The organism is Rhodococcus sp. USK10, from assembly GCF_019378875.1.
GTDB classification, from domain to species: domain Bacteria; phylum Actinomycetota; class Actinomycetes; order Mycobacteriales; family Mycobacteriaceae; genus Rhodococcus_F; species Rhodococcus_F pseudokoreensis.
The window spans coordinates 7,927,336-7,951,066 of the sequence record NZ_CP076048.1 but is presented as its reverse complement, the minus strand read 5'-3'; the positions used below and the strand labels follow the sequence as shown (position 1 = coordinate 7,951,066).

The window sequence follows — 23,731 nt, the reverse complement described above, 5'->3', positions numbered from 1 at the left end:
CGCACATCCGCCTGCGCGCGTCTTCTCGCGTACGTGTCGCGGACGATGACAGCGTCGCCGGATCCGGTCTACGTTCGGGTGGTGCACACCGACCGGAGGGACACGTCGATCGCCCCGCGGGACGTCCTGATTGCCCTGGGCATCGCAATCGTGCAGGTCGTCGGGAGTGTGGGCGCCAACCACAACCAGTCGTGGGCGACGCCGCTGGACGCGGCAGGTTTCGTGTTGCTGGTGTGCGGTCCGCTCGCGCTGCTCGTCCGGCGACGGTTGCCGGTGACGGTCCTGCTCCTGGTCCTTGCCGTCACGGTCCTCTACGTCGCCCGGGGTTACGGGTACGGCCCGGTGTTCCTGTCGCTCGTGGTCGCGTTTCTGAGCGCCGCGACGGCCGGGTCCCGATGGCGCACGTATCCGATCCTCGCGGTCGGGTACGTGCTGATCGTCTTCGCCGTGCCGGCCGTGTCCGCTGCCGAGGCCCCGTCGCTCCTGGCCCTCACCGGTATCGCGGCCTGGTTGCTGGTGCTCCTCGCCGTCGCCGAGATCATCCGTCAGCGACGCGGGACGCTCGACGCCCGCAGGCAACGCGCCGAGGCGGCGCACCGCAGCACGCTGGACGAGCAGCGCCGGCGGGCCAGCGAGGAGCGGCTCGCGATCGCCCGCGAGCTGCACGATGTTCTGGCACACAGCCTTTCGCTCATCAACGTGCAGGCCTCGGTCGCACTCGAGCTGTGGGACAGCAGACCCGAACAGTCACAGGAGGCGCTGGCCGCGATCAAGATCGCGAGCCGCGACGCGATCGGCGACGTCCACACACTGCTGACGTCACTGCGTGGCGGCGACGGCCCGCCCACCGCGCCGACCGCCGGGATCGTGGACCTGGACGGCGTGGTCGAGCGTGCCCGTGCCGCGGGTCTCGCGGTCACCACGGTCGTCGAGGGCACGCCGCGGCCGTTGCCTGCCGTGGTCGACGTCGCTGCGGCGCGCATCGTGCAGGAGTCGCTGACCAACGTGGCCCGCCACTCCGGCGGCTCGTCCGCCGACGTCACGGTGACGTACTCGCCCGAATCCGTCCGCGTCCGGATCGACGACGACGGCCGGGGCCCGGACGGCGCGCCGTCCGGTGGCGGCGGAAACGGCATCCCCGGCATGCGGGAACGCGCCCGCGCCCTCGGCGGTGAGCTGACCGCCGGGAGCGGACCTGGTGGCGGCTTCCGGGTGCAGGCGACACTCCCCCTCGCCCACGACACGGCGGGCCGGGCATGACGATTCGCGTCCTCGTCGCCGACGACCAGGCCCTCGTGCGGGCGGGTTTCGCCGCCCTGCTCGACGCCCAGCCGGACATCACCGTGGCCGGTCAGGCCGAGAACGGTGAGCAGGCGGTGAGCCTGACCCGGACTCTGGTTCCCGACGTCGTCCTCATGGACATCCGGATGCCGGTGCTCGACGGACTGGAAGCGACCCGGCGGATAGCCGCCGATCCCGCGCTGTCCGGTGTGCGGGTGGTGGTGCTCACCACGTTCGAACTCGACGAGTACGTCTTCGAGGCCATGCGCGCGGGGGCGACGGGTTTCCTCGTCAAACACACCGAACCCGCCGAACTGGTGCGGGCGGTCCGTGTGGTGGCCGACGGGGATGCGCTGCTGTCGCCGTCGGTCACGCGGAAACTGGTCGCGGAGTTCGCGACCCATGCCAAACAGCCACCCCACCCCAGCCGCCTCGACAGCCTCACCGATCGTGAACGCGAGGTGATGATCCTGATCGCCGAGGGTCTCACGAACGCCGAGATCGGCTCGCGGCTGTTCCTGAGCCCGGCCACCTCCCGCACGCACGTCAGCCGGATTCTGCTGAAACTCGGCGCCCGGGACCGCACACAACTGGTGGTCCTGGCGTACGAGTGGGGCCTGGTCCGGCCGGGCTGGCAGGACTGAGGACGACCGGTCCTGCCCGCTCAGGTCGACGCCAGGACCGCCTTCGACCGTCCCGGCATCAGGGCGGCGGCGACGACCGCGACCGCCACGGATCCGGCTCCCACGTACAGGGCGGGCGCCAGGGCGTCGATGTATCCCGTCGGCGTGAGGCTGCCGCCCGCCCCGAGGAACACCGCGGTCAGCAACGCAATCCCCAGCGCGACTCCGATCTCCCGGAGCGTCGCGTTGGTCGAACTGGCCGTTCCGTGGTCGGCCTCGGGCATGTCGGCGAGAACGGCGGTCGCGTTGGGTGCGAACGTCAGACCCATTCCGGCGCCGGCCATCACGAACGCCGGAACCATGCTGCCGTAGGTGGCGCCGGGGACGATGAGCGACGCCATCCAGAGCAGTGACAGTCCCTGCAGCACCAGTCCGGTGACAAGGAGCGTCCGGACACCCAGCCGGGGCGCGAGCAACCCCGCGATCGGCGCCACCACCATCGGGGCCGCCGTCCACGGCAGCGTCCGCAGGCCGGCCTCGAACGGGGAATACCCCATGACGATCTGGAGATACTGGGACAGGAGGAAGACGGCACCCATCATTCCCAGCGTGAACGTCAGCCCGATCACGTTGGCCAGGGAGAACTGGCGGGACCGGAACAGCCGCAGCGGCATCACGGGGAACGGCGTACGCAACTCACGCACCACGAACGCCGCGAGCAGCACCACCGCCGCGAGGAGGGCCCCGAGAACCGTGGCACTGGTCCAGCCGTCGTCGTTGCCGTGCACGATGCCCCACACTCCGAGGAACACCGCGGCCCCGGCCAGCACGACGCCGAGCGGATCCAGAGGTTGCCGCTTCCCCGTCGGCTCGCCGAGCGCGTAGAGCGCCAACGGGATCGCGACCGCGGCGACGGGAACGTTGATCCAGAACACGGCCTGCCACGACACCCCGTCGACGACTGCGCCGCCGATCACCGGTCCGAGAGCGATTCCGAGGCCCGAGATGCCGCCCCAGATCCCGATGGCGAGGGCCCGCTTGGCGAGCGGCACGGCGCCGGCGAGCAGGGTGAGGGAGAGCGGCATGATCGCGGCCGCGCCGACACCCTGGACGGCACGCGCCGCGATCAGCATCTCGGAGGTGGTCGACAGCGCCGAGGCGATCGACGCCAGCGCGAAGAGCACTATGCCCCACAGGAATACACGCCGGCGGCCGAGCCGGTCGCCCAGCGCCGACAGCGTCAGCATCAAGGTCGCGAACGCCAGCGTGTAGGCGTTCATGAACCACTGCAACTGCCCCACCGACGCACTCAGGTCGCGTTGGATCACCGGCAGGGCGCTGGTCATCACCAGGTTGTCGAGGGTGGCCATGAACATCGGGATCGAGGCGGCGGCGATCGCCAGCCACACCGGCACCGTCCGGCCGCGGCCGTGCCCCGGGGGCGGCGCCGACGATTCGTGGTCGAGGCGTTCGGAGAGTGTCGTCATGACGGGACCTCACATCCGAGTCGTGGGTAGAGGAAACCAGAAGTTGTAAGCATCAGATGATTACTTATTTCGGAGACTAGTAATCAACTGATAACATGTCAACATGGCCTCGCCCGTGAAACAGACCCGCATGAGCGCGACGGAACGGCGTGAACTCGTACTGGCCGCCGCCTCCCGCGCGTTCGCCAGGGACGGCTATCACGGCACCAGCACCGACGCCGTCGCACGCGAGGCGGGAGTGTCGCAGCCGTACGTGGTCCGCATGTTCGGTTCGAAATCGCGGCTGTTCGCCGACGTCTTCGATCGTGCGATGTCCCGGATTCTCGACACCTTCGAGCCCTGGTTCGACGGTGTCGCCGCGGACCCCGAGAACGACGAGTCGTGGCTCCCGATGGGCGTCGCATACACCCAATTGCTCGAGGACCGCGACCTCCTGCTCGTGATGATGCACGGCTTCACGTCCGGCGCGAACCCGGAGATCGGCGCACTGGCGCGCGACTGGATGTCCCGGCTCTACACGCAGATCCGCACACGCACCGGCTGCAGCCCCGAACGGGCCCGCACCTTCATCGCCAACGGAATGCTGCTCAACACCCTGCTCGCCATGCAGGTACCCGAGCATGCCGGGCAGGATCCGGCGCTCGAGGAACTCGCCGTGTGCGCATTCGGAAACACCCTCGACGCCGCAAGCTCCGAGAACTGATCCGTGATCGGCGATTTCCGTTCTTGATCTTGCTCATCGGACACACTGGAGGGCACGATGGAAGCGTGCGGAAGGGGTGTCCCCGTGGACCGAGCCGTTGAGTCTCGACTGAGCTATTCCGACAAGGAGGGTCACCACCACACCGTGGACCTCTCCCCCACTTCCGCGCGCGTCACCATCGGACGGTCCCCCGGCTCCGATCTACTTCTCACGGAGGACGACGAGGTCTCGCGACTCCATGCCGTGCTCGAATGCGTCGGCTCGCACTGGACCATCCTCGACGACGGTCTTTCCCGTAACGGCACGTTCGTCAACGGCGAGCGCCTCGCCGGCAGGCGCCGACTCCGGCAGGGCGATAGCATCCGCATCGGCGGAACCAAGATCCGCTACCTGGAATTCGGCGGCGCTCTCGACGAGGCCACCCGGATGGGGACCGACATGCCCGACGTCCGGTCCCTCACCGACACCCAGCGGGCGGTCCTCACGGCGCTGTGCCGGCCGTACAAGCACGGCGCCGCGTTCGCGAATCCCGCCTCGAACCAGCAGATCGCGCAGGAACTGTTCCTCAGTGTCGACGCAATCAAGACGCACCTGCGGGCGCTGTTCGCGAAGTTCGGCGTCGGCGATCTCCCGCAGAATCAGAAGCGGGTCAGCCTGGCCGAGCGGGCCATGCGCAGCGGCATCATCAACGAGCGCGACCTCTGATCAGCACGCGGCCATCAGTTCGCGGTCGCGCGCGGCCGTCTCACCGTGGGCGATCCGCTCGACGAGTCCGATGATGGCGAGCGCGACGTCGGCCGCGCGGTCGAGGATCACCGAGTGTCCCGCGCCGTCGACGCTCACGAGTTCCGAAGCGGGGAGCTTCGAGGCCATCGCGACGGAATGCTGGAACGGGGTGAGCATGTCGACCGAGCCGCACAGGATCAGCGACGGAATGTGTGCGAGCGCCGTCAGGGAGTGCCGCTCGTCGAACCCGAGCAGGGATTCGAGGAAGCTCGACATGGTGACGACGGACGTCGTGTTGACCATGGCCGAGACCAGGGCCGCGAGTCGCGGATCGACGGCCCGGTTGCGAGCGCTCGCCGCACGGGCGATCGCGGTGCAGACTGTGCGACCCACCCGCTTGGATCCGTGCACGACCCGCGGTGCCCGCCGCACCGCGGTGCGGAACAGCGACACTGCCGGGCTGCGCAGGTGGCGACCGAGACCGGCCTCGGCGAGATCGCACGCCGCGGTGGAGATCAGGGCCATGCCCACGATCCGCGAGCCGATGGTGTGCGGGTTCTGCCGCGTGTAGGACAGCGCGGTCATTCCGCCCATCGAGTGCCCGACGAGGACGACCGGACCGTGCGGTGCAACGGCGTCGAGGACGGACCCGAGGTCGCGGCCGAGCTGATCGATCGTGTAGGTGGCGGCCGGCGCCTCCCCCGACTCGCCGTGCCCCCGGTGATCGTAGAAGACCATGCGAACATCGTTGCGCCAGAAGCGGACCAGCTGTTCGCGCAGCGCCCACCACGACTCGGTGCGCAGGCAATGACCGTGGACGAACACCACCGTGGTGGCCGCGTCGGGCGAACCGAACTCGCGAACCGCGAGCGGGACCCCGTCGTCGGTCCTGACCGTGAGACGACGACCTTCGTGCTCATGTGCAACCGGGGTGTTCGTCATGATGGCCTCCTCGGTTTCTTCGCTCGCGGCTGGTGAAGCGTTACGTCCTTGCTTGTCCCCTACTCTGCCGCGCACCGTCGGCACCAACCAGAACCCCCAGTGGTGGCCTCCGCACCCGGAGGTGTCGCGCATTCCACCCCTGGGGTGGGTGGACACGGGCATGCCGGACATCCCCCTCCCGTCGCCCGCTTCTGGAGGGTGTTCGCTGCTGCCGATTCAGGATGCGGTGCCCGGGCGGGCACCACCAGGCACCCCGGGGTGGGGAACCCGTCACCCCCAGGGAAGGCCCGGGCCGCCCTGTCCGCCGAAGTCGTGGCCGCCGACGCTCGCTCCGCCGGGCCCGGCCTTGATCCCGTCCACCGCTATCGGCCCGACGTGGGGGCCGCCGATGTCGACGTTGCCGCCCTGTGCGTTCGGTCCGGGAGCAAGGGTGCTCACGGAGGGATCGTCGGACGGGGCGTCCGGCGCCGCCGACGCGATGCCCGCGCCCGCCGCGAGGACGAAGAACGCGGCCGCGACGGTGGCACCGGTGCGGGTGAGGACAGTGGAGAAGCCGAGGGAAGTCGACATGGGAAGAACCTTTCGCAGTGCGTGGCAGGGAGGCGGGGTGGGCGGTACGGGCATGGCACCGAGGGGCCGGCACCTGACGGTGGCGACCCCTCGGATGTTCAGCGAGATCGAGCGATCACGACTCGGTCAGAAGCAGAAGACGAACCCGCAGTTCTGGGTGTTGTCCGTGGTGGTCGTGTCACCGGCGCCCGCGCCGCCGTTCGCGGAGCCGCCGTTCGCATCCCCGGCATTGCCGCCATTGGCATCTCCGGCGTTGCCGCCGTTTCCTCCGTTGCCACCGTTGCCGGCGTTCTGGGGACCGGTGGTGGTACCCGGGCTGCCGATCACCGGACCGCCCAGCACGACGTTTCCACCGGAGCCGTTGCCGCCGGCGCCGCCGGCGCCGCCTTGGGAAGTGCCTCCGTTGCCACCCTGCGAGGTGCCGCCCGGTGCCGTGCCGCCGTTGCCACCCGGATCGGCGGAGGCGATTCCTGCTCCGGCCGTGAGGGCGAAGCCCGCGATCGCGAGAGCGGAGAGGGTGCGCTTGAAGGTGTGTGCCATGTGTGGATCTTTCTGTGGGGGTGGGGTTTTGCTTGCCACATAAGAATGCGCTGAGAGCGCCCACCCGAACAGATACCCCAGGGGGCGCAAGCGGCACCCCGAGGGATGACGCCGCCCCACCCCGTGGAGCCGTGACTACGGCCGCATTTCGTACGCCCCGTCGTAGCTCTCCACCTGCGCCCACACCCGCGAGAATCGTTCCGCGTCCACGACCGGCCGGCGGATCGCGCCGAGCGCCCACTGCTGCTGAGCGTCGGTGGCGGACGATTTACCGTGCAGCGCAACGGCATAACGGGAGAAGTCGCGGATCTGGAAGTCGAAGATCTGGTCGATCAGGTCGCGGTCGATGCCGGCGATGTCGGCCTGCTCGAGAATCAGGTGCCCGTAGACCACGAGTGAGAACAGGTGCCCGAGGTCGAGCAGGAAGTCGAGGTCCTTCTGCTGGTCGGCGTCGGGCGGGGCGGTGGTGAGCAGTTCCCGCAACGCCGTCGCCTGCTCGTGGAACCGAGCCACGTTGGGGACGTCCGAATGCGCCTCGTACGCCTTCGTCCAGTCGTGGAACTGGATCTTGCCCGCACCGCGGGTCGGTCCCTGCGCCCAGAAGAAGGCGTCGTCGGCGGCGTCGAGGCGGGTGCCGATCTCCGGGTACTCCGCGGGGTTGAGCAGGTAGTTCGGCATGAACTTCAGGATCAGGCCGACGTTGACGTGCACCGTGCCCTCCAGCTTCGGCAGGGTGCCGATCAGCTGGGCGGCCTCCCGGAAGTAGGTGTTCTTCTCGTAGCCCTTCGCCGCGATCACGTCGTGCAGGAGCGCGATCACCTTCTCGCCCTCGGAGGTGACCTTCGCCTTCGTCATCGGGTTGAACAGCAGGTACCGGCGGTCGTCGAGACTGGCGCTGCGGAAGTAGTCGACGGAGCGGGCGCTGAACAGCTTCATCGCGACCAGCCTGCTGTACGCGTCGACGAAGTTTCCGCGCACGTGCGGGAAATCGGTGACGGGGTTTCCGTACAGAATCCTGTTGTGCGCGTGGGTGATCGACTCGTAGAACGCGTGCTCGGAGATACCGATGGAACCGGTGCACAGGTTGAACTTGCCGACGTTGACCGTGTTCAGCGCGGCCTCGAACGCGGCGACCCCGGTGTGCAGGATGTCCTCTTCCCGCACCGGGTAGCCCTCGAGCCGGAACGTGCTGACGTACATCTGGCCGTGCACCACGTTGCCCTGCAGGTGGTACGCAGGGTGGCGGCTGTCCGCGACGAAGAAGACGTATCCGTCGCTGCCCTCGACGTCGGTGCGCCTGCCGAACACCGACACCATGCCCGCGACGTTGCCGTTGCCGATGTAGTACTTGTCGCCGCTCGCGGTGAACGCGAGATCCGGGTCGCCCTCGGCGGGGGTCAGCAGCATGTCCGTCGAGTAGACGTCCGCACCGTGTTCGCGCTCCGACAGACCGAACGCCAGCACCCCGCCGTCGTCGAGGAGCCTCGCGGCGCGATCCTTCGCCGCCCGGTTCCCGCTCATCCAGATGGGGCCGAGACCCAGGACCGTCACCTGCCACGCGTACCAGTACGCCAGCCCGTAGAACCCGAAGATCTCACTGAGCGCGGCGTTGCGTGCGGCATCCCAGCGTTTGCCCGGATCGCCGCCCGCCGACTCGGCTGGCGTGAGGAACGTGGCGAACAGCTTCTCCCGTTTCACGAACTCCAGGAAGTCCTCGGGCCAGACCGCCTCGAGATCGTCCTCGATGAGCCGCTTCTTGCCCCGCGACTCGAACCACTCGATCAGCGCCCGCAGCAGTCTGCGCGTCTCCGGATCGAAGTGCTCGGGATCGTAGGAGTTCGGATCGAACAGCAGGGAGTTCGTCACAGCAGGCCTCTCGTCCGGACGTGTCAGGCCAAGCTAACAGTCCGGACGAAAGGCGTGGGGCGGTTTGATCAGCCCCTGACGGTCTTGACGATCTCGCTCAGCGCCGACTCGGCGGCCACCTCGCGGCTCTCGCCGGTGAAGCGGTCCCGCACCTCCACCTTGCCCTCGCCCCAGCCGCGGCCGACGACCACGACCAGCGGGACACCGAGCAGTTCGGAGTCCTTGAACTTCACGCCCGGCGACGCCTTGCGGTCGTCGAGGATGACCTCGAGACCGGCCTTGTCGAGGTCGGCGGCCAGTCCCTCGGCGCCCTCACGAGCAGTGTCGTCCTTGTTGGCGATCACCACGTGCACGTCGGCGGGCGACACCTCGGCCGGCCAGCGCAGGCCCTTCTCGTCGTGGTGCTGTTCCGCGATCACGGCGACGAGGCGGGAGACACCGACGCCGTAGGACCCCATGGTGGGCCGGACGGGCTTGCCGTTCTCGCCGAGCACGTCCACGGAGAACACGTCCGTGTACTTGCGGCCCAGCTGGAAGACGTGACCGATCTCGATGCCCCGCGCCGCGACGAGTTCACCGGCGCCGTCGGGTGACGGGTCGCCGCCACGGACCTCGGCGGCCTCGATCGTGCCGTCCGGGACGAAGTCGCGGCCCGCGACGAGCCCGACCACGTGCTTGCCCTTCTCGTCGGCTCCGGTGATCCAGCTGGTGCCGTCGACGATGCGGGGGTCGACGAGGTACCGGACACCGTTGGCCTGCAGCGCCTTCGGTCCGACGTAACCCTTGACCAGGAACGGGTTGGCCTCGAAGTCCGCTTCGGTGAGCAGTGCGAACTCCGCGGGCTCGAGCGAGGCTCCGAGACGCTTGTCGTCCACCTCGCGGTCGCCGGGAACACCGATGGCGAGCAGTTCCCACTCGCCGCCGGGCTGCCGGGTCTTGACGAGGAGGTTCTTCAGCGTGTCCGCCTCGGTGACGGTCCGGCCCAGGTCGGCGTCGTTCGCCCACGCGACGAGCGTCGCGATCGTGGGGGTGTCCGGAGTGTCGTACACCTTGGCGTCGGGCAGTCCGTCGAACGGAATCGGCTCGGGAGCCAGCGTCTTCACGGCCTCCACGTTGGCGGCGTAACCGGACTCGACGCAGCGGACGTACGTGTCCTCACCGATCTCGCTCTCGGCGAGGAACTCCTCCGACGCGCTGCCGCCCATCGCGCCGGACGTCGCCGACACGATCACGTACTTGACGCCGAGCCGGGCGAAGATCCGCTCGTACGCGTCGCGGTGCGCCTGGTACGACTCGGTCAGGCCCTCGTCGGTGAGGTCGAAGGAGTACGAGTCCTTCATGACGAACTCGCGGCCGCGGAGGATGCCGGCCCGCGGGCGCTCCTCGTCGCGGTACTTGGTCTGCACCTGGTACAGGGTGACCGGGAAATCCTTGTACGAGTTGTACTCGCCCTTGACAGTGAGCGCGAACAGTTCCTCGTGGGTGGGGCCGAGCAGGTAGTCGCCGCCCTTGCGGTCCTTCAGGCGGAACAGTCCGTCGCCGTACTCGGTCCAGCGGTTGGACGCCTCGTACGGTTCCCGCGGCAGCAGCGCGGGCAGGGAGATCTCCTGCGCACCGATACCGTTCATCTCTTCCCGCACCACCCGCTCGACCTCGCGCAGCACGCGCAGACCCAGCGGCAGCCACGAGTAGACGCCGGGCGCGATTCGACGCACGTAACCGGCGCGGACCAGCAGCTTGTGGCTGGGGACCTCGGCGTCGGCGGGGTCGTCGCGCAGCGTGCGGAGGAACAGGTGGGACAGGCGGGTAATCACGGGATACCAGAATAGTCGGCTGGGACGAGGCCGGGCGCGTCGGTAGGGTTTCCTGCGTGCTGGTGCTACTTCCTCCCTCCGAAACCAAGTCCGACGGCGGCGCCGACGCGCCCCTCGACCTGGCCGAGCTGTCCATGCCGCAGCTCACCGAAACCCGCGAAATTCTGATCCAGTCGCTGGTCACGCTGGCGGCGGACGGGGAGGCGTCGCAGCTCGCGCTCGGCCTCGGCCCCACCCAGGCCGACGAGATCGAGCGCAACGCCAAGTTGTGGGTCTCCCCCACCCGGCCCGCACTCGAGCGCTACACGGGTGTGCTGTTCGACGCGCTCGACGCGAAGTCGTTCACCAGGGCGCAGAAGTCCAAGGCGCTGTCCCGGCTGGCGATGGGGTCCGCACTGTTCGGTGCGGTCCGCGCCGGTGACCTGATCCCCGCCTACCGGCTGTCGGGCGGATCGAAGCTTCCCGGGCTGAGCACCCTCCGGGCGTTGTGGAAGCCGGAACTGTCCCGGGCGATCACCGCCGAGGCGGACGGACTCGTCGTCGACCTGCGGTCGGGGACGTACCAGCAGCTCGGACCGATCCCCGAGGCCGTGATCGCCACCGTCCTCACCGAGAAACCGGACGGCACCCGCACCGTCGTCAGCCATTTCAACAAACACCACAAGGGTCTGCTCGCGCGGGCGCTCACCGTCTCCCGCGCCGAACCCCACGACGTTCGCGGGGTGGCGCGGGTGGCGGCGAAAGCCGGACTGCGCGTCGAGGTGGCGTCGGATCGCGAGCTGATCATCCTCACCGGCTGACCACCCGTGAGTACTTCTCAACCGCGGGCGGTTGAGAAGTACTCACGGGTGCGTCAGCGCTCGGCGGGCTTGACGGCGAGCACCGGTTTGCGGCAGGACAGCAGCAGCCGCTGGGCGGTACTGCCCATCAGCAGCTTCCCGACGGGGGTGCGGTCGCGGATGCCGATCACGAGCAGTTCCGCGTTCGGCGCCGTCATCGTCTCGAGGATCACGTCGACGGTTTCGTCCCCGACGATCTGCCGGACCTCGTGGTCGATCCCGCTCGCGGCCAGTTTGCCTTCGAGTTCCTGCAGGTGCGCGTTGTCGGCGAACGACTGATCGGCGAGGGAGTCGCCCTTCGACGAGTTGATCACGAGCAGCGACGTTCCGCGCAGCTGCGCCTCCGCGACGCCGTGTTCGAGGGCCGCCCCTCCGAACTGGTCGGGGGTGTATCCGACGACGATCATGCGTGTGCCTTCTCTCTGGTGTCGGTGGAGTCGCCGCCGGCCGGTCCGTCCGGGAAATCGGGGGCCGCGACGGGGTAGTGCGCGCGGACGACCTTGGCGACGAGGGGTGCGATGAGGAGCACGGCGATCACGATGTAGACGATGATCGCGACGGGCTCGGTGAACAGGCTGCCCCAGTCGCCGCCGCCGAGTTGCAGGCTCTGCCGCAGTTGCCGTTCGATGCGCGGCCCGAGGATGACGCCGATGATCAACGGCAGCACCGGCAGCCCGAACCTTCGCATCATCAGACCCAGCAACCCGAAAGTCAGCAGCAGCGCCAGGTCGAGCCATTGGAGGTTGACGGCGAACGCGCCCAGTGCGGCGAAGAACAGGATGCCCGCGTACAGGTAGGGGCGCGGGGTGCGAAGCAGCTTCGCCCACAGCGGCGCGAGCGGAAGGTTGAGCACCAGCAGCAGGAAATTGCCGATGAACAGACTGGCGATCAGTGTCCAGATCAGCAGCGGTTCCTTCTCGAACAGGGTCGGTCCCGGCTGGATGCCGTACGACACGAAGGCCGTCAGCATGACCGCGGCCGTGGCGTTGGTCGGCAGACCCAGCGAGAGCATCGGCACGAGCGTGCCTGCCGCCGACGCATTGTTGGCGGCTTCGGGGCCTGCGACACCTTCGATGGCGCCCTTGCCGAATTCGTCCTTGTGCTTCGACAGCTTCTTCTCGGTGATGTAGGAGAGGAACGTGGGCAGTTCGGCACCGCCAGCGGGCAGCGCACCGAACGGGAACCCGTACGCGGTGCCCCGCAGCCACGGCTTCCAGGAACGCTTCCAGTCGCTCTTGCCCATCCAGGGCCTGCCGACGGGGATGACCTCGGCCGGTTTGCGACGGAGGTGCGCGGCGACCCAGAGAGCCTCGCCCAGCGCGAACACGGCGACCGCGACGACGACGATGTCGATCCCGTCCGACAGCTGCGGGATGCCGAACGTGGCACGCGGCTGGCCGGTGAGGAAGTCGATGCCGACCAACCCGATCGCGAGACCGAGGAGCAGGGAGATACAACCGCGGAGCTTGGAGGTTCCGAGGACGGCGGTGACGGCGACGAGGGCGAGCAGCATGATCGCGAGGTACGACGGCGCACCGAGGGTGACCGCGAAACTCGAGACGGCAGGCGCGAAGAGCACCAGGAGCATCGTGCCGATGGACCCGGCGACGAACGACCCGATCGCGGCGGTCGCCAGGGCCTGCGCGGCCCTGCCTGCTCTCGCCATCTTGTTGCCTTCGATCGCCGTGATCACCGAGGAGGACTCGCCCGGCGTGTTCAGCAGGATCGACGTCGTCGACCCGCCGTACATGCCGCCGTAGTAGATGCCGGCGAACATGATGAACGCGGCGCTCGGGCTGACGTTGTAGGTGACGGGCAGTAGCAGGGCGACGGTCATGGCCGGTCCGATGCCCGGGAGCACACCGACCGCCGTGCCGAGGAGGACGCCGATGCAGGCGTAGAGCAGGTTCATGGGGGTGGCCGCCTGCTCGAACCCCTGCAGCAGCCAGTTCAGATTGTCCATGTCAGAGAATTCCGTCCAGAATGCCTGCGGGCAGCGGTATTCCGAGCCCGACGTAGAACGCGTAGAAGCTGCCGAATCCGAGCACGGCCCCGATCGCGATGTTGCGCAGCCAGTGCCTGCTGCCCAGAATTGTTGCGGCCCCGGCGAACAGGACGGTGCCGATGATCGCCCAGCCCAGGAAGTCGACGAGCGCGATGGTCATCACGAACAACCCGACGAGCAGGCCGACTGTCTTCCAGTCGCCCGGGGAGTCCGGATCGACATCCTCGCCGCTGTCGGCGTCCCCGGTGGAGCCACGCAGGATCGCGACGGCGAACACCACCGACAACACCAGCAGTCCCCCACCGATGACGAGCGGGAACAGGCGCGGGCCCACCGGGTCCACCTTCGCGAAGCCGTCGCTGAGCGACAGCGCGTCGACGACGAGGAACACCCCGATCACGGCCAGCACCGCGCACACGACGAACTGCGCGTAGTCCCTCCGCTTCGGCGCCGTGTCCGCGGAGACGGCGGACGGTTCTGCGGGGGCGGTCATGCCAGCCCCAATTCGGCCAGTGTGGACGAGACCCGTTCGTCCTGGTCCCGGAGGAACTGCTCGAACTCCGGTCCCGTCATGAAGGCGTCACTCCAACCGTTCTTCACCAGGGCCTCCTTCCATTCCGTTGTGCCGTGCAACTTTTCAAGCGCCGCGACCATGTCGGCCTTGACGCCGTCGGACAGCCCGGGCGGCGCCAGGATGCCCCGCCAGTTGGTGAAGGTCAGGTCCACCCCGGCCTCCGTGAGGGTTGGCGCGTCGACACCTTCGACCCGCTCGTTTCCCGACACCGCGAGGACCCGGACCTGGCCGGCCTCGATCTGGTCCACGTACTCGCCGAGCCCCGACGTGCCCGCGGTGATCTTCTTGCCGAGAAGGGCCGTCAGCAGGTCGCCGCCGCCGTCGTAGGACACGTAGTTCACCGCGTTCGGGTCCACTCCCACCGCGCGTGCCGTCTCCATCGGGAACAGGTGGTCGGGGCCGCCTGGCGAGGAACCGCCGCCGATGGTGATCGACGCCGGGTCGGCGCGCCATGCGGCCACGAAGTCGTCGATGGTCTGCAACGGCGAATCCGCGGGCACGAGGATGCCCTCCTGCTCCTCGACCACCTTGGCCAGCGCGGTGGCATCGGAGACACGTGCGGTCGAGCCGTTGGTGTAGCCGGCGCCGACCACGCCGAGACCCATCATCATCATGAGGTCGTCGTTGCCGGCCTCGTTCATCAGCCTGGCCATCGCGACCGTTCCACCTGCACCGATCACGTTGAAGACCTCGACGCGGCCGGTGATGCCCTCGTCTTCCATGATCTTCACCGCGGTCCGCGCCGTGAGGTCGTAGCCGCCGCCCGGACTGTTCGGAACCATCATCCGCACCCTGTGCAGGCCCTCGTCCTCGCCGCGGGTGACCCCGCAGCCGGCCACGAGGAGGCCTACGAGCGCGAGCAGGAGCAGCGCGCGTACCCTGCTCCCGCTACCTGTTCTCGACATCGTTCCCCATTTCGCCATGAATGTGATCTTCCGCAATACTGAACCCCGGGGGTGAGGCACGTCACCTATGCGAACGAAACGGAACTTAAGTTCATTGTGGTCACCACTTCATCCCCGCGTGCGTAGCCTCGCGGGCCAGGTCCTGCTCCTCCAGCTCGTCGTCGTCGGCGTCGTGCTGCTCGCGGTGGCCGCGGTGTCGGTCCACCAGTCGACCGTGGAGTTCCGCGACCTCCAGGGACAGCGCATGATCGCGGTGGCCGAGAACGTGGCGTCGACGCCGGTGGTGCGCGACCAGCTGTCGGACCGCTCCGTCGAGCGGGTGCTGGCACCGGAGGTCGATCGCGCCGTCAACCTGTCGGGCGCCACGCTCGCCGAGATCGTCGCACCGAACGGGGCGGTCACCGTATCGTCGGATCCGACCCGGCTCGGGGACCCCGCGGAACTCGGGGCCAGCGACGTGATGACCGGGCGCGCCTGGTCGGGCGACGTGGACGTCGACGGGCGCCGCGCCATCGTCGGGCACGTCCCGATCCTGTCCGCCACCGGGGACGTCCTCGCGGTCGTCTCCGTCAGCGACGACTACCCGTCCATCTGGGACCTGCTCAGCAGTGCGGGTGCCCGCCTGCTCCTGTATCTCGGGATCGGTGCCGGCCTGGGGCTTCTCGGCTCGTGGCTGCTGTCGCGCCGGATCAAGACCCATACCCGCGGACTCGAAATCGCCGAGATCGCAAGCCTCGCCGACCATCGCGAGGCCCTGCTGCACAGCATCCGCGAGGGGGTGGTCGCGGTGAACCCCGACGGAGTGATCACCGTGCTCAACGACAGCGCCCAGGAACTGCTCGACCTCACCGGCGACGCCGTCGGCAGGCACGTCGACGACGTCACGCTCGACCCCGCCGTGCGGCAGTACCTCCTCACCGGGGAGGACGGCCGCGACGTCGTGCTGTCGACGTCGTCGCGGATGCTCGCGCTGAGCCGCCGGGCGGCGACCAGCCAGGGCCACAAGATCGGCACCGTCACCACGATGCGCGACAGCACCGAACTGGCGTCGATGCAGAGCCAGCTGTCTTCGCACAAGAGCGTCACCGACACCCTGCGGGCGCAGACGCACGAGTTCGCCAATCAGCTCCACACGATCTCGGGGCTGACGCAGCTCGGCGACTACGACGCGGTCACCGAGTTCGTCGGCACCCTCACCCGCCGACGCGCGGAGATCAGTGATGCTGTCACGCAACGCATCTCGGATCCAGCTGTGGCCGCGCTGCTGATCGCGAAGACGTCGCTCGCCGCAGAGACCGGAGTGGCGCTGACGCTGGAACCGGACTCGCACCTGCACGCCCTCGACCCCGAACTCGCCACCGACGTGATCACCGTGCTCGGCAACCTCATCGACAACGCCGTCGACGTGTCCGAGGGCGGCCGGGACGCGCGGATCTCGATCCGGATCACCGACGACGACGGCATTCTCATCGAGGTCGCCGATTCCGGCCCCGGAGTTCCCGAGACGATGCGGGAAGAGATCTTCTCCCGCGGGGTCACCTCGAAGCCCGGCACACCCGGCGGCCGCGGAATCGGTCTCGCCCTGGTCCGTCTCGTCAGCTCCCAGCACGGCGGGTCCGCGGCCGTCTCGGACGCACCCGGCACCGGTGGTGCCTTGTTCACCGTCCACGTGCCGCGTAGCTAGACTCTCCGATCATGACGGGACGGCGTGGCAATGTATGAGGTCCTGGTCGTCGACGACGACTTCATGGTCGCGGAGATCCACCGCCGATTCGTCGACAAGACACCGGGGTTCACCACGGTCGGGGTGGCGCGGACCGCCGCGGAGGCCCTCGAATCGGTGCGCACCGGCAACCCCGACCTCGTGCTCCTGGACGTGTACCTGCCGGACATGTCGGGTCTCGACGTCCTGCAGCGACTGCGCGCCGAGGGCAACGCCGTCGGCGTCATCATGATCACCGCCGCCCGGGAGATCGACACCGTCAGCCGCGCACTGCACGGCGGCGCCTCCGACTATCTGGTCAAGCCGTTCGACTACACGCAGCTGCAGGAGAAACTGGAGAACTTCCGGCGCCGCGCCCGCGCCCTCGAATCACATTCCGGCGCAGACCAATCGCTGATCGACTCCCTGTTCGGGGGCAAGGGCAAGAATCCGGAATCGAGCCGGCTCCCGAAGGGGCTCAGCGCCGAAACCGGCCGCTTGGTGCTCGACATCCTGCGGTCGAAGGGCGAGTTGTCGTCGACCGAGTGCGCCGAACTCGCCGGACTGTCCCGGGTCAGTGTGCGGCGCTACCTCGAGCACTACCTGTCCGAGGGACTGCTGGAGGTCCGGCTGGAATACGGGGGTGCGGGCAGGCCGGTGCGCCGGTACCGTCCCGCCCCCCGCTGACCTCAGTCGCCGTCAGGATCGGGTGCAGGTACCGGGCAGCGCGAACGGTGTCGAGTCGCCCGCGCCGCGGCTCTCCGCGCGCTGCAACAGGTCGAATGTGGCGGCGCCGAAGGCCGGTGAGTAGGACACCGAGTCGGTACACCCGCCGTGGTCGAGGCCCCCGACGATTGCGACGACCCGCGGACCCGCCACCCACGGGCCACCACTCGTTCCGTCGCCGAGACCGTCGCAGACCACCGTCGGATAGCTGTCCGTCGACGTGGTCGCGGCCGTGCACGACACCGGACTGTCGCCCAGCGTCGGGTAGCCGGTGACCGCCACGGTGGTCTCGGCTTGCGGGGCGGGCGCCAGTTCGAAGCCGCCACCGACCACCGATTCGACGGAAGCGGGCACGGTGGTTCCACTCGGCGCCACCCGGAGGACGGCGTAGTCGTGCTGAGGGTCCTGCGACTCCAGCCAGGCGGTGTCGACGTAGACCTGGGACACCGTCCACAGTCCGAACGGAGCCACGCCGCGGTCGTATCCGGGGGCGAACGACAGGACGCCGCCGGACCCTGCGATGCAGTGCGCGGCGGTGAGCACGAGGTCGCCGTCCGTGCTGTCCAGTACCGATCCGGTGCAGACGTGGATCGGCGTCCCGGCCAGGAACAGCGGACCGACGCGTGGGTCCGGTGCGGCGGGCGCGGCGGTGGCCGGAACCCCGGCCACCCAGGCAGCCAGCAGAAGGACCACTGCGACTACCCCCGTGCCGAGCGTGCGAGAGGGTGTGAGCACAGGACCATCATGCTCCGCCCGGCGTGCGCGGGCGGGCCGATTTCTGCTACCTGCCGCCGGAGTCAGCCGCGTTGCGGTAGCTGCTGCAGCGCCCACTCGTTGCCGTCGGGATCGGCGAAGTACACGAAGCGCCCCCATGCCAGATCCTGCACCTCGCTGACGGGCACACCGCGGGAGGACAGTTCCGCGTGGGCGGCATCGGCGTCGTCGATGACGATCTGCAACCCGTGCACCGAGCCGGGCGGGGTGTCGACCAGGCCCTCGCCGACGGCGATCGAGCAGGCCGACCCGGGCGGAGTGAGTTGGACGAACCGCACATTCTCGTCCACGCGGTGATCGTGGTCGACGACGAAGCCGACCTGGTCGGCGTAGAACGCCTTGGCCCGGTCCACGTCGGACACCGGCAGAATGATCAGCTCGATTTTGTAGTCCATGGCCGGATGCTAGCGACCGCCCCCGACGCCCGGGCCGAAACGCTCACGCCTGCTGCGCGGCCTTCTCGGCGGCCTGCGCCTGCGCGACCTGTTGCGGGGTGAAGCGGATGAACAGCGCGGCGAATCCGGCGATGAGCGCGCAGCCGGCGCTGCCGACGAGGGCGAAGGTGTACCCGTTGCCGAGTGCCTCGAGTTGCGCCGGGTTCATGTCCGCGACCTTGCCGGAGATGCCGCCGAGCGACAGGGTGCGCGAGGTGGCCATCGCCCCGATGACGGCGAGGGCGAGAGGTCCGCCCAGCGTCTGCGCCACCTGCGCGATGGCGGCGAGCGGCCCGATTTCCGTTTCCGACACCCCGGCGATGGCGCACAGTGGGAGTGGGACGACGGCGAGTCCGACGCCGAACCCGATGCCGATGACCGGCACGAACAGGTTGGCCAGGTAGGTGGCGGAACTGTCGAGGGTCGACCCGTAGAGCAGCCCGACCACCATGATCGTGGCGCCGGCGACCACGAGCCATCGCGGCTGGATCCGCACGGCGAGCTTGGACGCCACCGCGGCGGCGCTGCCGAGGCCGAACGCGAACGGGATGAACGCGAGACCCGCTTCGAGGGGGCTGTAGCCGAGGATGTCCTGGACGAACAACGCGACGAACGCGGCGACCGTGAACATGACGGCACCGGCGAAGAAGATCGCGACGAGCGTCGCCACCCGGTTCTTGTCGTGGAACAGCGAGAACGGCAGCAGCGGGTTGTCGGCGGTCCGTTCGACGTACAGGAACGCGCCGAACAGCAACAGCCCGGCGATGAGCGCGCCGATCACGTACGGACTCCCCCAGCCGAGTTCCGGGCCCTCGGTGAGCGCGAACACCACACCCGTCGCCGCGACCGTCGCGAGGACCGCGCCGGGAACGTCGAGGGCCAGGCGCTCGCCCGCGGTCTCCTTCAACGCCACGAACGCGCACCCCACGATGACGACCCCGATGGGCACGTTGATGAGGAAGATCAGGCGCCATGACACCTCGGTGAGCGCGCCGCCGATGATCAGTCCTGCGATGGACCCGATGCCCGTCATGGCCGCGAAGATCGCGATGGCCTGGTTGCGTGCGGGTCCGGCCGCGAATGTGGTCGCGACCAGGGCCAGCGCCGTCGGCGACGCCACCGCGGCGCCGACGCCTTGCAGGAACCGGGCCGCGATCAGCATGAACTCGCCCACCGCCAGGCCACACAGCAGCGAGGCGACGGTGAACAGGGCGACACCGCCGACGAACATCTTCTTCCGGCCGAACGCGTCACCGAGCCGTCCGCCCAGCAGCATGAGGCCACCGAAGGCGAGCGCGTACGACGTGAGCACCCAGTTGCGGCCGCTGTCGCTCAGACCCAGGTCGGCCTGCAGCGGCGCGAGCGCCAGGTTGGCGACGGTGCCGTCGAGGACCACCATCATCTGCAGCCCGCTCAGCACCACGATCGCCAGCCCCATCACGCGGGTGGCGGCGGGCGGATTCACCGCGGTTCTCGCCGCAGACGGGTTCGACGTCGGCGCGCCTTCGGGTACTCGGGATTCAGACACGGGGGTTCACGTTACCCAGCGTCCACAGAAAACCCGGCCACGGGCCCGATGACCACGATGGCGGGGGGACGGATCTGCTCTTCCTTGACCCGAGCGGCGACGGTCTGGAGATCGGCCCGGAGGGTGCGCTGCGTCCGGAGGGTTCCCTCCTGGATCACCGTGACCGGGGTGTCCACGGGACGCCCGCCGTCCATCAGGACGGTCGCGAATGCCTCGATACGTTCGACGGCCATCAGCAACACGATCGTGCCCTTCAACCGGGCCAGCGCCGACCAGTCGACGAGTGAATCCGGGTGATCGGGGGCGACGTGGCCGCTGACGACGACGAACTCGTGGGTGACGCCTCGATGCGTGACCGGGATGCCCGCGGCCGAGGGCACCGAGATGGCGCTGGTGATGCCGGGGACGACCGTGACGGGCACACCTGCAGCAGCGCACGCCTCCAGTTCCTCGTAGCCGCGCCCGAACACGTACGGGTCGCCGCCCTTGAGTCGCACCACGAATTTGCCGGCCTTCGCGCCGTCGACGAGGGCGGCGTTGATCGCCTCCTGCGCCATCGCACGGCCGTAGGGAATCTTCGCGGCATCGATGACCTCGACGTCCGAGCCCAGTTCGGCGAGCAGTTCCGGCGGAGCGAGGCGATCGGCGACCACCACGTCGGCACGGGCGAGCAGTCGACGGCCGCGCACGGTGATGAGGTCGGGGTCGCCCGGGCCGCCGCCGACCAGTGCGACGCCGGCCGCAGGCGACTCGGCGGTGTCGGCGACCGCACCGGACTGCAACCCCTCGACGAGGGCGGTGCGCACGGCCGCGGACCGGCGGTGGTCGCCGCCCGCCAGCACACCGATGCTCATGCCGTCGTAGCTCGCGCTCGCAGGGGTGACGGCCGTCCCGTAGCGGGCGTTGTCGGCGCGCACGCAGAACACGCGATTCCGTTCGGCCTCGGCGACGATCGCCGCGTTGGTGTCCGGTTCGTCCGTGCACGCGATGGCGTACCAGGCGTCGGCGAGGTCGCCGTCCCGGTATTCGCGAAGTTCCACTGTGATCTGTCCCGCAGTGGCCATTCCCTCGACCGCAGGTGTGACCTCGCGGCTGATCAGGTGCACCCGAGCACCCGACGCGATCAGGAGCCCGAGCCTGCGCTGAGCCACCGTTCCGCCACCGACCACGACCACACGACGATCGGCCAAATTGAGTCCGACCAGGTAGTTGGTCTCGTCTCCGGTGGCAGCAGTCACGCGCTCTCCCCGTTTCTCCTGAAATTCCTGCACGGCTCGTCTCGAACCTACGAAACTTTACGGGCTGCCGCGACGACGACGCCATTCGCGGACCACTTGGTCACGATCAAGGGCCCGCCGCCCGCGCCGAGCACCGCCGCCGCTTCCGCGACGCTCGGCGATCCCGTCGCCGACTGCACCCGGTCCGACGGGTTGGCCACCTCGACGGCGGCGAGTTCGCCCGCCGCGAATCCGCGGACGGGGACGCCCAACTCCGACGCGGCGTCCAGGAGGGCCGGTTCCGCTGCCTTGCGGTCGAGGGTGCACAGGCAGTGCAGCGCCACGTCCGAACCGTGGTGCGCGGACGCCAGCACATGCCGGACGGCGGCGACGATGTCGGCGCGGCCCGCTGCCGCTCGGAACCCGACGCCGACGCAGACGTCAGCCACGAGCGGAAAACGTGCGGGCCGCGGCGACGAAGCGGGTGATCGCCTGCGGGTGGCCCGCGGGGTGGGTGTGCAGGTACGAGGCGTGCACACCGCCGCGCACGAAGCCCTCCCGCGCCGGGGCGCCGTCCCAGGGGCGCCACCCCCACGCCGGTGCGAAGCCGTCCGCCTCCGCCGCGGCGAGGGACGTGCGATGGAACTCGTGGCCGACCACCCGCTCACCCGCCGCGAAGAGGATGGAGTCCGTCACGGCCACCGCTTCGCGGTACCCGAGTGTCAGGCGAGACCCGAACGTGGCGTCGACCCCGACCACGGAGGCCATGGCGTGGCCGTCGAGGGTGCGCGCGAGATAGAGCAGACCGGCGCATTCGGCGTGGATCGGCGCCCCAGCGCCGGCGAGTTCGCGGATCTGCGCCAGGAGCGCGGCGTTCCCGGCGAGCGCGACGGCGTGCTCCTCGGGGAAACCACCGGGCAGCACCACGCCGCTGGTGCCGGGCGGCAGCGGGTCGTGCAGGGGGTCGAACGTGATCACGTCCGCACCGGCCGCGCCCAGGAGTTCGCGGTGCTCGGCGTATCCGAACGTGAACGCGCGGCCCCCGGCGATCGCCACGGTGGGACGCGGGCCGGGCGGAGGTGGTCCGACCTCGGCGGCGGGATCCCACGCCGGACCGTCGACTGTCGCGGACGCGAGCGCACGAATGGCCGGGAGGTCGAGGTGGCGGGCGGCGAGGCGAGTCATAGCGTCGACGGCGTTCACCGCGTCGGCGCCGTGTTCGGCGGCCGGGATCAGCCCGAGGTGGCGCGAGGGGACCTCCAGTTCGGCCATCCGCGGCACGGCGCCGAGCACGGGGAGCCCGACGCGGTCGCACGCCTGCCGCAGCACCTGTTCGTGCCGCGGGCTGCCCACCCGGTTGAGGATCACCCCGCCGATACGGACCCCGGAGTCGTACGTCGAGAAGCCGTGCAGGACGGCGGCCAGGCTCTGACTGTGGCCGCGGGCGTCCACCACGAGCACCACGGGGGCGCCGAGCAGCGCGGCCACCTGGGCGGTCGATCCCTCCGCCGACGGCTCGTGGGACGCGGCGTCGATCTTGCCGTCGAACAGACCCATGACGCCCTCGACGACCGCGAGGTCACAGCCCGAACTCCCGTGCCGGTACAGCGGCGCGATCCGCTCCGCGCCGACCATGACCGGGTCGAGGTTGCGTCCCGGACGTCCCGCCGCGAGCCCGTGGTACCCGGGGTCGATGTAGTCGGGGCCGACCTTGAACGGCGCCACCGCGCAGCCGGACTCGCGCAGGGCCCCCACCAGACCGGTTGCGACGGTGGTCTTTCCGCTGCCCGACGCGGGTGCTGCGATGACCACCGCGGGCACCGCGGGGAGAGTGGTCACCACTCGATGCCTCGCTGACCCTTCCGGCCGGCGTCCATCGGATGCTTGATCTTGGTCATCTCCGTCACCAGGTCCGCCGCGTCGATCAGCGCCTGCGGGGCGTCGCGGCCCGTGATCACCACGTGCTGGTTGCCCGGCCGGTTCCGCAGGACCTCGACCACCTCGTCGACGTCGACCCACCCCCACTTCAGGGGATATGTGAACTCGTCGAGCACGTAGAAGCGGTGCTCCTCGGCGCCCAGCCTGCGGGCGATCTCGGTCCACCCCTCGGCGGCCGCGGCGGCGTGGTCTTCCTCGCTGCCGTGCTTACGCGTCCACGACCAGCCCTCGCCCATCTTGTGCCACTGGACCGCGCCGCCGACACCGGTGTCGTCGTGTAGTTGGCCGAGGGCGCGGAACGCCGCTTCCTCCCCCACCTTCCACTTGGCGCTCTTGACGAACTGGAATACCCCGACGTCGAATCCCTGGTTCCAGGCGCGCAGTGCCATGCCGAACGCGGCCGTCGACTTCCCCTTGCCCGGTCCGGTGTGGACCGCGAGCACGGGAGCGTTGCGCCGTTGACGCGTCGTGAGGCCGTCGTTCGGAACGTTCTCGGGAACACCCTTGGGCATGTGTCTTCTCTCTCCCTACCGAATT

At 69.3% G+C, this 23,731-nt stretch carries 24 protein-coding genes; 7 read left to right on the top strand and 17 right to left on the bottom strand.

Annotated features, from left to right (window positions below):
• Nucleotides 1-45 precede the first annotated feature (45 nt).
• Both I1A62_RS43350 and I1A62_RS43345 read left to right on the top strand, forming a co-directional pair.
• Nucleotides 46-1,260 (top strand): sensor histidine kinase, encoded by a 1,215-nt coding sequence (locus I1A62_RS43350; protein WP_257890678.1) that lies wholly within the window; start codon nt 46-48, stop codon nt 1,258-1,260.
• Complete coding sequence (locus tag I1A62_RS43345; protein WP_219458131.1) at nt 1,257-1,925, top strand: response regulator transcription factor; 669 nt, start codon at nt 1,257-1,259, stop codon at nt 1,923-1,925. Before I1A62_RS43350 ends, I1A62_RS43345 begins: the two co-directional genes overlap by 4 nt.
• Nucleotides 1,926-1,945: 20 nt before the next feature.
• Here the strand turns inward: I1A62_RS43345 and I1A62_RS43340 are convergent, their stop codons facing one another.
• Nucleotides 1,946-3,391 carry an MFS transporter gene (locus I1A62_RS43340; protein WP_219458130.1) on the bottom strand — a complete coding sequence of 482 codons (1,446 nt, stop codon included), beginning with the start codon at nt 3,389-3,391 and terminating at the stop codon, nt 1,946-1,948.
• A gap of 103 nt (nt 3,392-3,494) precedes the next feature.
• Between I1A62_RS43340 and I1A62_RS43335 the strand changes: the two genes are divergently transcribed.
• Together I1A62_RS43335 and I1A62_RS43330 are read left to right on the top strand one after the other, a co-directional pair.
• Nucleotides 3,495-4,094: a TetR/AcrR family transcriptional regulator gene (locus tag I1A62_RS43335; protein ID WP_124392830.1), complete on the top strand. Its 600-nt coding sequence runs from the start codon at nt 3,495-3,497 to the stop codon at nt 4,092-4,094.
• A 57-nt stretch (nt 4,095-4,151) separates the two neighbouring features.
• Complete coding sequence (locus tag I1A62_RS43330) at nt 4,152-4,799, top strand: FHA domain-containing protein (protein WP_124392829.1); 648 nt, start codon at nt 4,152-4,154, stop codon at nt 4,797-4,799.
• Here the strand turns inward: I1A62_RS43330 and I1A62_RS43325 are convergent, their stop codons facing one another.
• The 5 genes from I1A62_RS43325 to I1A62_RS43305 all read right to left on the bottom strand — a co-directional run bounded on the left by I1A62_RS43325 (nt 4,800) and on the right by I1A62_RS43305 (nt 10,552).
• The gene (locus tag I1A62_RS43325; protein WP_124392828.1) at nt 4,800-5,762 is read right to left on the bottom strand and encodes an alpha/beta fold hydrolase; all 963 of its coding nucleotides are present in this window, start codon (nt 5,760-5,762) and stop codon (nt 4,800-4,802) included.
• 270 nt (nt 5,763-6,032) lie between these two features.
• On the bottom strand, nt 6,033-6,332 hold the full coding sequence (locus I1A62_RS43320) for a hypothetical protein (RefSeq protein ID WP_219458129.1): 300 nt from the start codon (nt 6,330-6,332) through the stop codon (nt 6,033-6,035).
• 126 nt (nt 6,333-6,458) lie between these two features.
• A complete protein-coding gene (locus I1A62_RS43315; RefSeq protein ID WP_192581894.1) occupies nt 6,459-6,872 on the bottom strand; it encodes a hypothetical protein in 414 nt (137 codons plus the stop codon).
• 135 nt (nt 6,873-7,007) lie between these two features.
• Nucleotides 7,008-8,738 (bottom strand): acyl-CoA dehydrogenase family protein, encoded by a 1,731-nt coding sequence (locus I1A62_RS43310; protein ID WP_219458128.1) that lies wholly within the window; start codon nt 8,736-8,738, stop codon nt 7,008-7,010.
• A 68-nt stretch (nt 8,739-8,806) separates the two neighbouring features.
• Nucleotides 8,807-10,552 (bottom strand): proline--tRNA ligase, encoded by a 1,746-nt coding sequence (locus I1A62_RS43305; protein WP_219458127.1) that lies wholly within the window; start codon nt 10,550-10,552, stop codon nt 8,807-8,809.
• A gap of 56 nt (nt 10,553-10,608) precedes the next feature.
• Between I1A62_RS43305 and yaaA the strand changes: the two genes are divergently transcribed.
• Entirely contained in the window at nt 10,609-11,352 is a 744-nt protein-coding gene (yaaA, locus tag I1A62_RS43300) for a peroxide stress protein YaaA (protein WP_124392823.1), read from the top strand.
• A gap of 53 nt (nt 11,353-11,405) precedes the next feature.
• Here yaaA and I1A62_RS43295 read toward each other — a convergent pair whose 3' ends face one another.
• The 4 genes from I1A62_RS43295 to I1A62_RS43280 are packed head-to-tail and all read right to left on the bottom strand — an operon-like array spanning nt 11,406 to nt 14,875.
• Nucleotides 11,406-11,798 carry a universal stress protein gene (locus I1A62_RS43295; protein ID WP_124392822.1) on the bottom strand — a complete coding sequence of 131 codons (393 nt, stop codon included), beginning with the start codon at nt 11,796-11,798 and terminating at the stop codon, nt 11,406-11,408.
• Nucleotides 11,795-13,354 carry a tripartite tricarboxylate transporter permease gene (locus tag I1A62_RS43290; protein ID WP_072937858.1) on the bottom strand — a complete coding sequence of 520 codons (1,560 nt, stop codon included), beginning with the start codon at nt 13,352-13,354 and terminating at the stop codon, nt 11,795-11,797. Before I1A62_RS43290 ends, I1A62_RS43295 begins: the two co-directional genes overlap by 4 nt.
• A 1-nt stretch (nt 13,355) precedes the next feature.
• A complete protein-coding gene (locus I1A62_RS43285; protein ID WP_124392821.1) occupies nt 13,356-13,889 on the bottom strand; it encodes a tripartite tricarboxylate transporter TctB family protein in 534 nt (177 codons plus the stop codon).
• Nucleotides 13,886-14,875, bottom strand: coding sequence for a tripartite tricarboxylate transporter substrate binding protein (locus I1A62_RS43280; protein WP_219461734.1), 990 nt, complete (start codon nt 14,873-14,875; stop codon nt 13,886-13,888). Before I1A62_RS43280 ends, I1A62_RS43285 begins: the two co-directional genes overlap by 4 nt.
• Nucleotides 14,876-14,942: 67 nt before the next feature.
• Here I1A62_RS43280 and I1A62_RS43275 point away from each other — a divergent pair, with 67 nt between their 5' ends.
• A complete protein-coding gene (locus I1A62_RS43275; RefSeq protein WP_219458126.1) occupies nt 14,943-16,559 on the top strand; it encodes an ATP-binding protein in 1,617 nt (538 codons plus the stop codon).
• Nucleotides 16,560-16,589: 30 nt separating this feature from the next.
• Nucleotides 16,590-17,264 (top strand): response regulator, encoded by a 675-nt coding sequence (locus I1A62_RS43270; RefSeq protein WP_124392819.1) that lies wholly within the window; start codon nt 16,590-16,592, stop codon nt 17,262-17,264.
• A 12-nt stretch (nt 17,265-17,276) separates the two neighbouring features.
• Here I1A62_RS43270 and I1A62_RS43265 read toward each other — a convergent pair whose 3' ends face one another.
• The 7 genes from I1A62_RS43265 to cobO form a co-directional block, all read right to left on the bottom strand.
• Nucleotides 17,277-18,038: a serine protease gene (locus I1A62_RS43265; protein WP_219458125.1), complete on the bottom strand. Its 762-nt coding sequence runs from the start codon at nt 18,036-18,038 to the stop codon at nt 17,277-17,279.
• A gap of 62 nt (nt 18,039-18,100) precedes the next feature.
• Complete coding sequence (locus I1A62_RS43260) at nt 18,101-18,472, bottom strand: glyoxalase superfamily protein (RefSeq protein WP_218268328.1); 372 nt, start codon at nt 18,470-18,472, stop codon at nt 18,101-18,103.
• 43 nt (nt 18,473-18,515) lie between these two features.
• Nucleotides 18,516-19,949, bottom strand: a complete 1,434-nt coding sequence (locus tag I1A62_RS43255; RefSeq protein ID WP_257890998.1) for an MFS transporter — start codon at nt 19,947-19,949, stop codon at nt 18,516-18,518.
• A 101-nt stretch (nt 19,950-20,050) separates the two neighbouring features.
• Entirely contained in the window at nt 20,051-21,277 is a 1,227-nt protein-coding gene (cobA, locus tag I1A62_RS43250; RefSeq protein ID WP_219458124.1) for a uroporphyrinogen-III C-methyltransferase, read from the bottom strand.
• A gap of 47 nt (nt 21,278-21,324) precedes the next feature.
• Nucleotides 21,325-21,705 (bottom strand): cobalamin biosynthesis protein, encoded by a 381-nt coding sequence (locus I1A62_RS43245; protein WP_219458123.1) that lies wholly within the window; start codon nt 21,703-21,705, stop codon nt 21,325-21,327.
• Nucleotides 21,698-23,098: a cobyrinate a,c-diamide synthase gene (locus I1A62_RS43240; RefSeq protein ID WP_124392814.1), complete on the bottom strand. Its 1,401-nt coding sequence runs from the start codon at nt 23,096-23,098 to the stop codon at nt 21,698-21,700. Before I1A62_RS43240 ends, I1A62_RS43245 begins: the two co-directional genes overlap by 8 nt.
• A complete protein-coding gene (cobO, locus tag I1A62_RS43235; protein WP_124392813.1) occupies nt 23,092-23,706 on the bottom strand; it encodes a cob(I)yrinic acid a,c-diamide adenosyltransferase in 615 nt (204 codons plus the stop codon). Before cobO ends, I1A62_RS43240 begins: the two co-directional genes overlap by 7 nt.
• Nucleotides 23,707-23,731 lie beyond the last annotated feature (25 nt).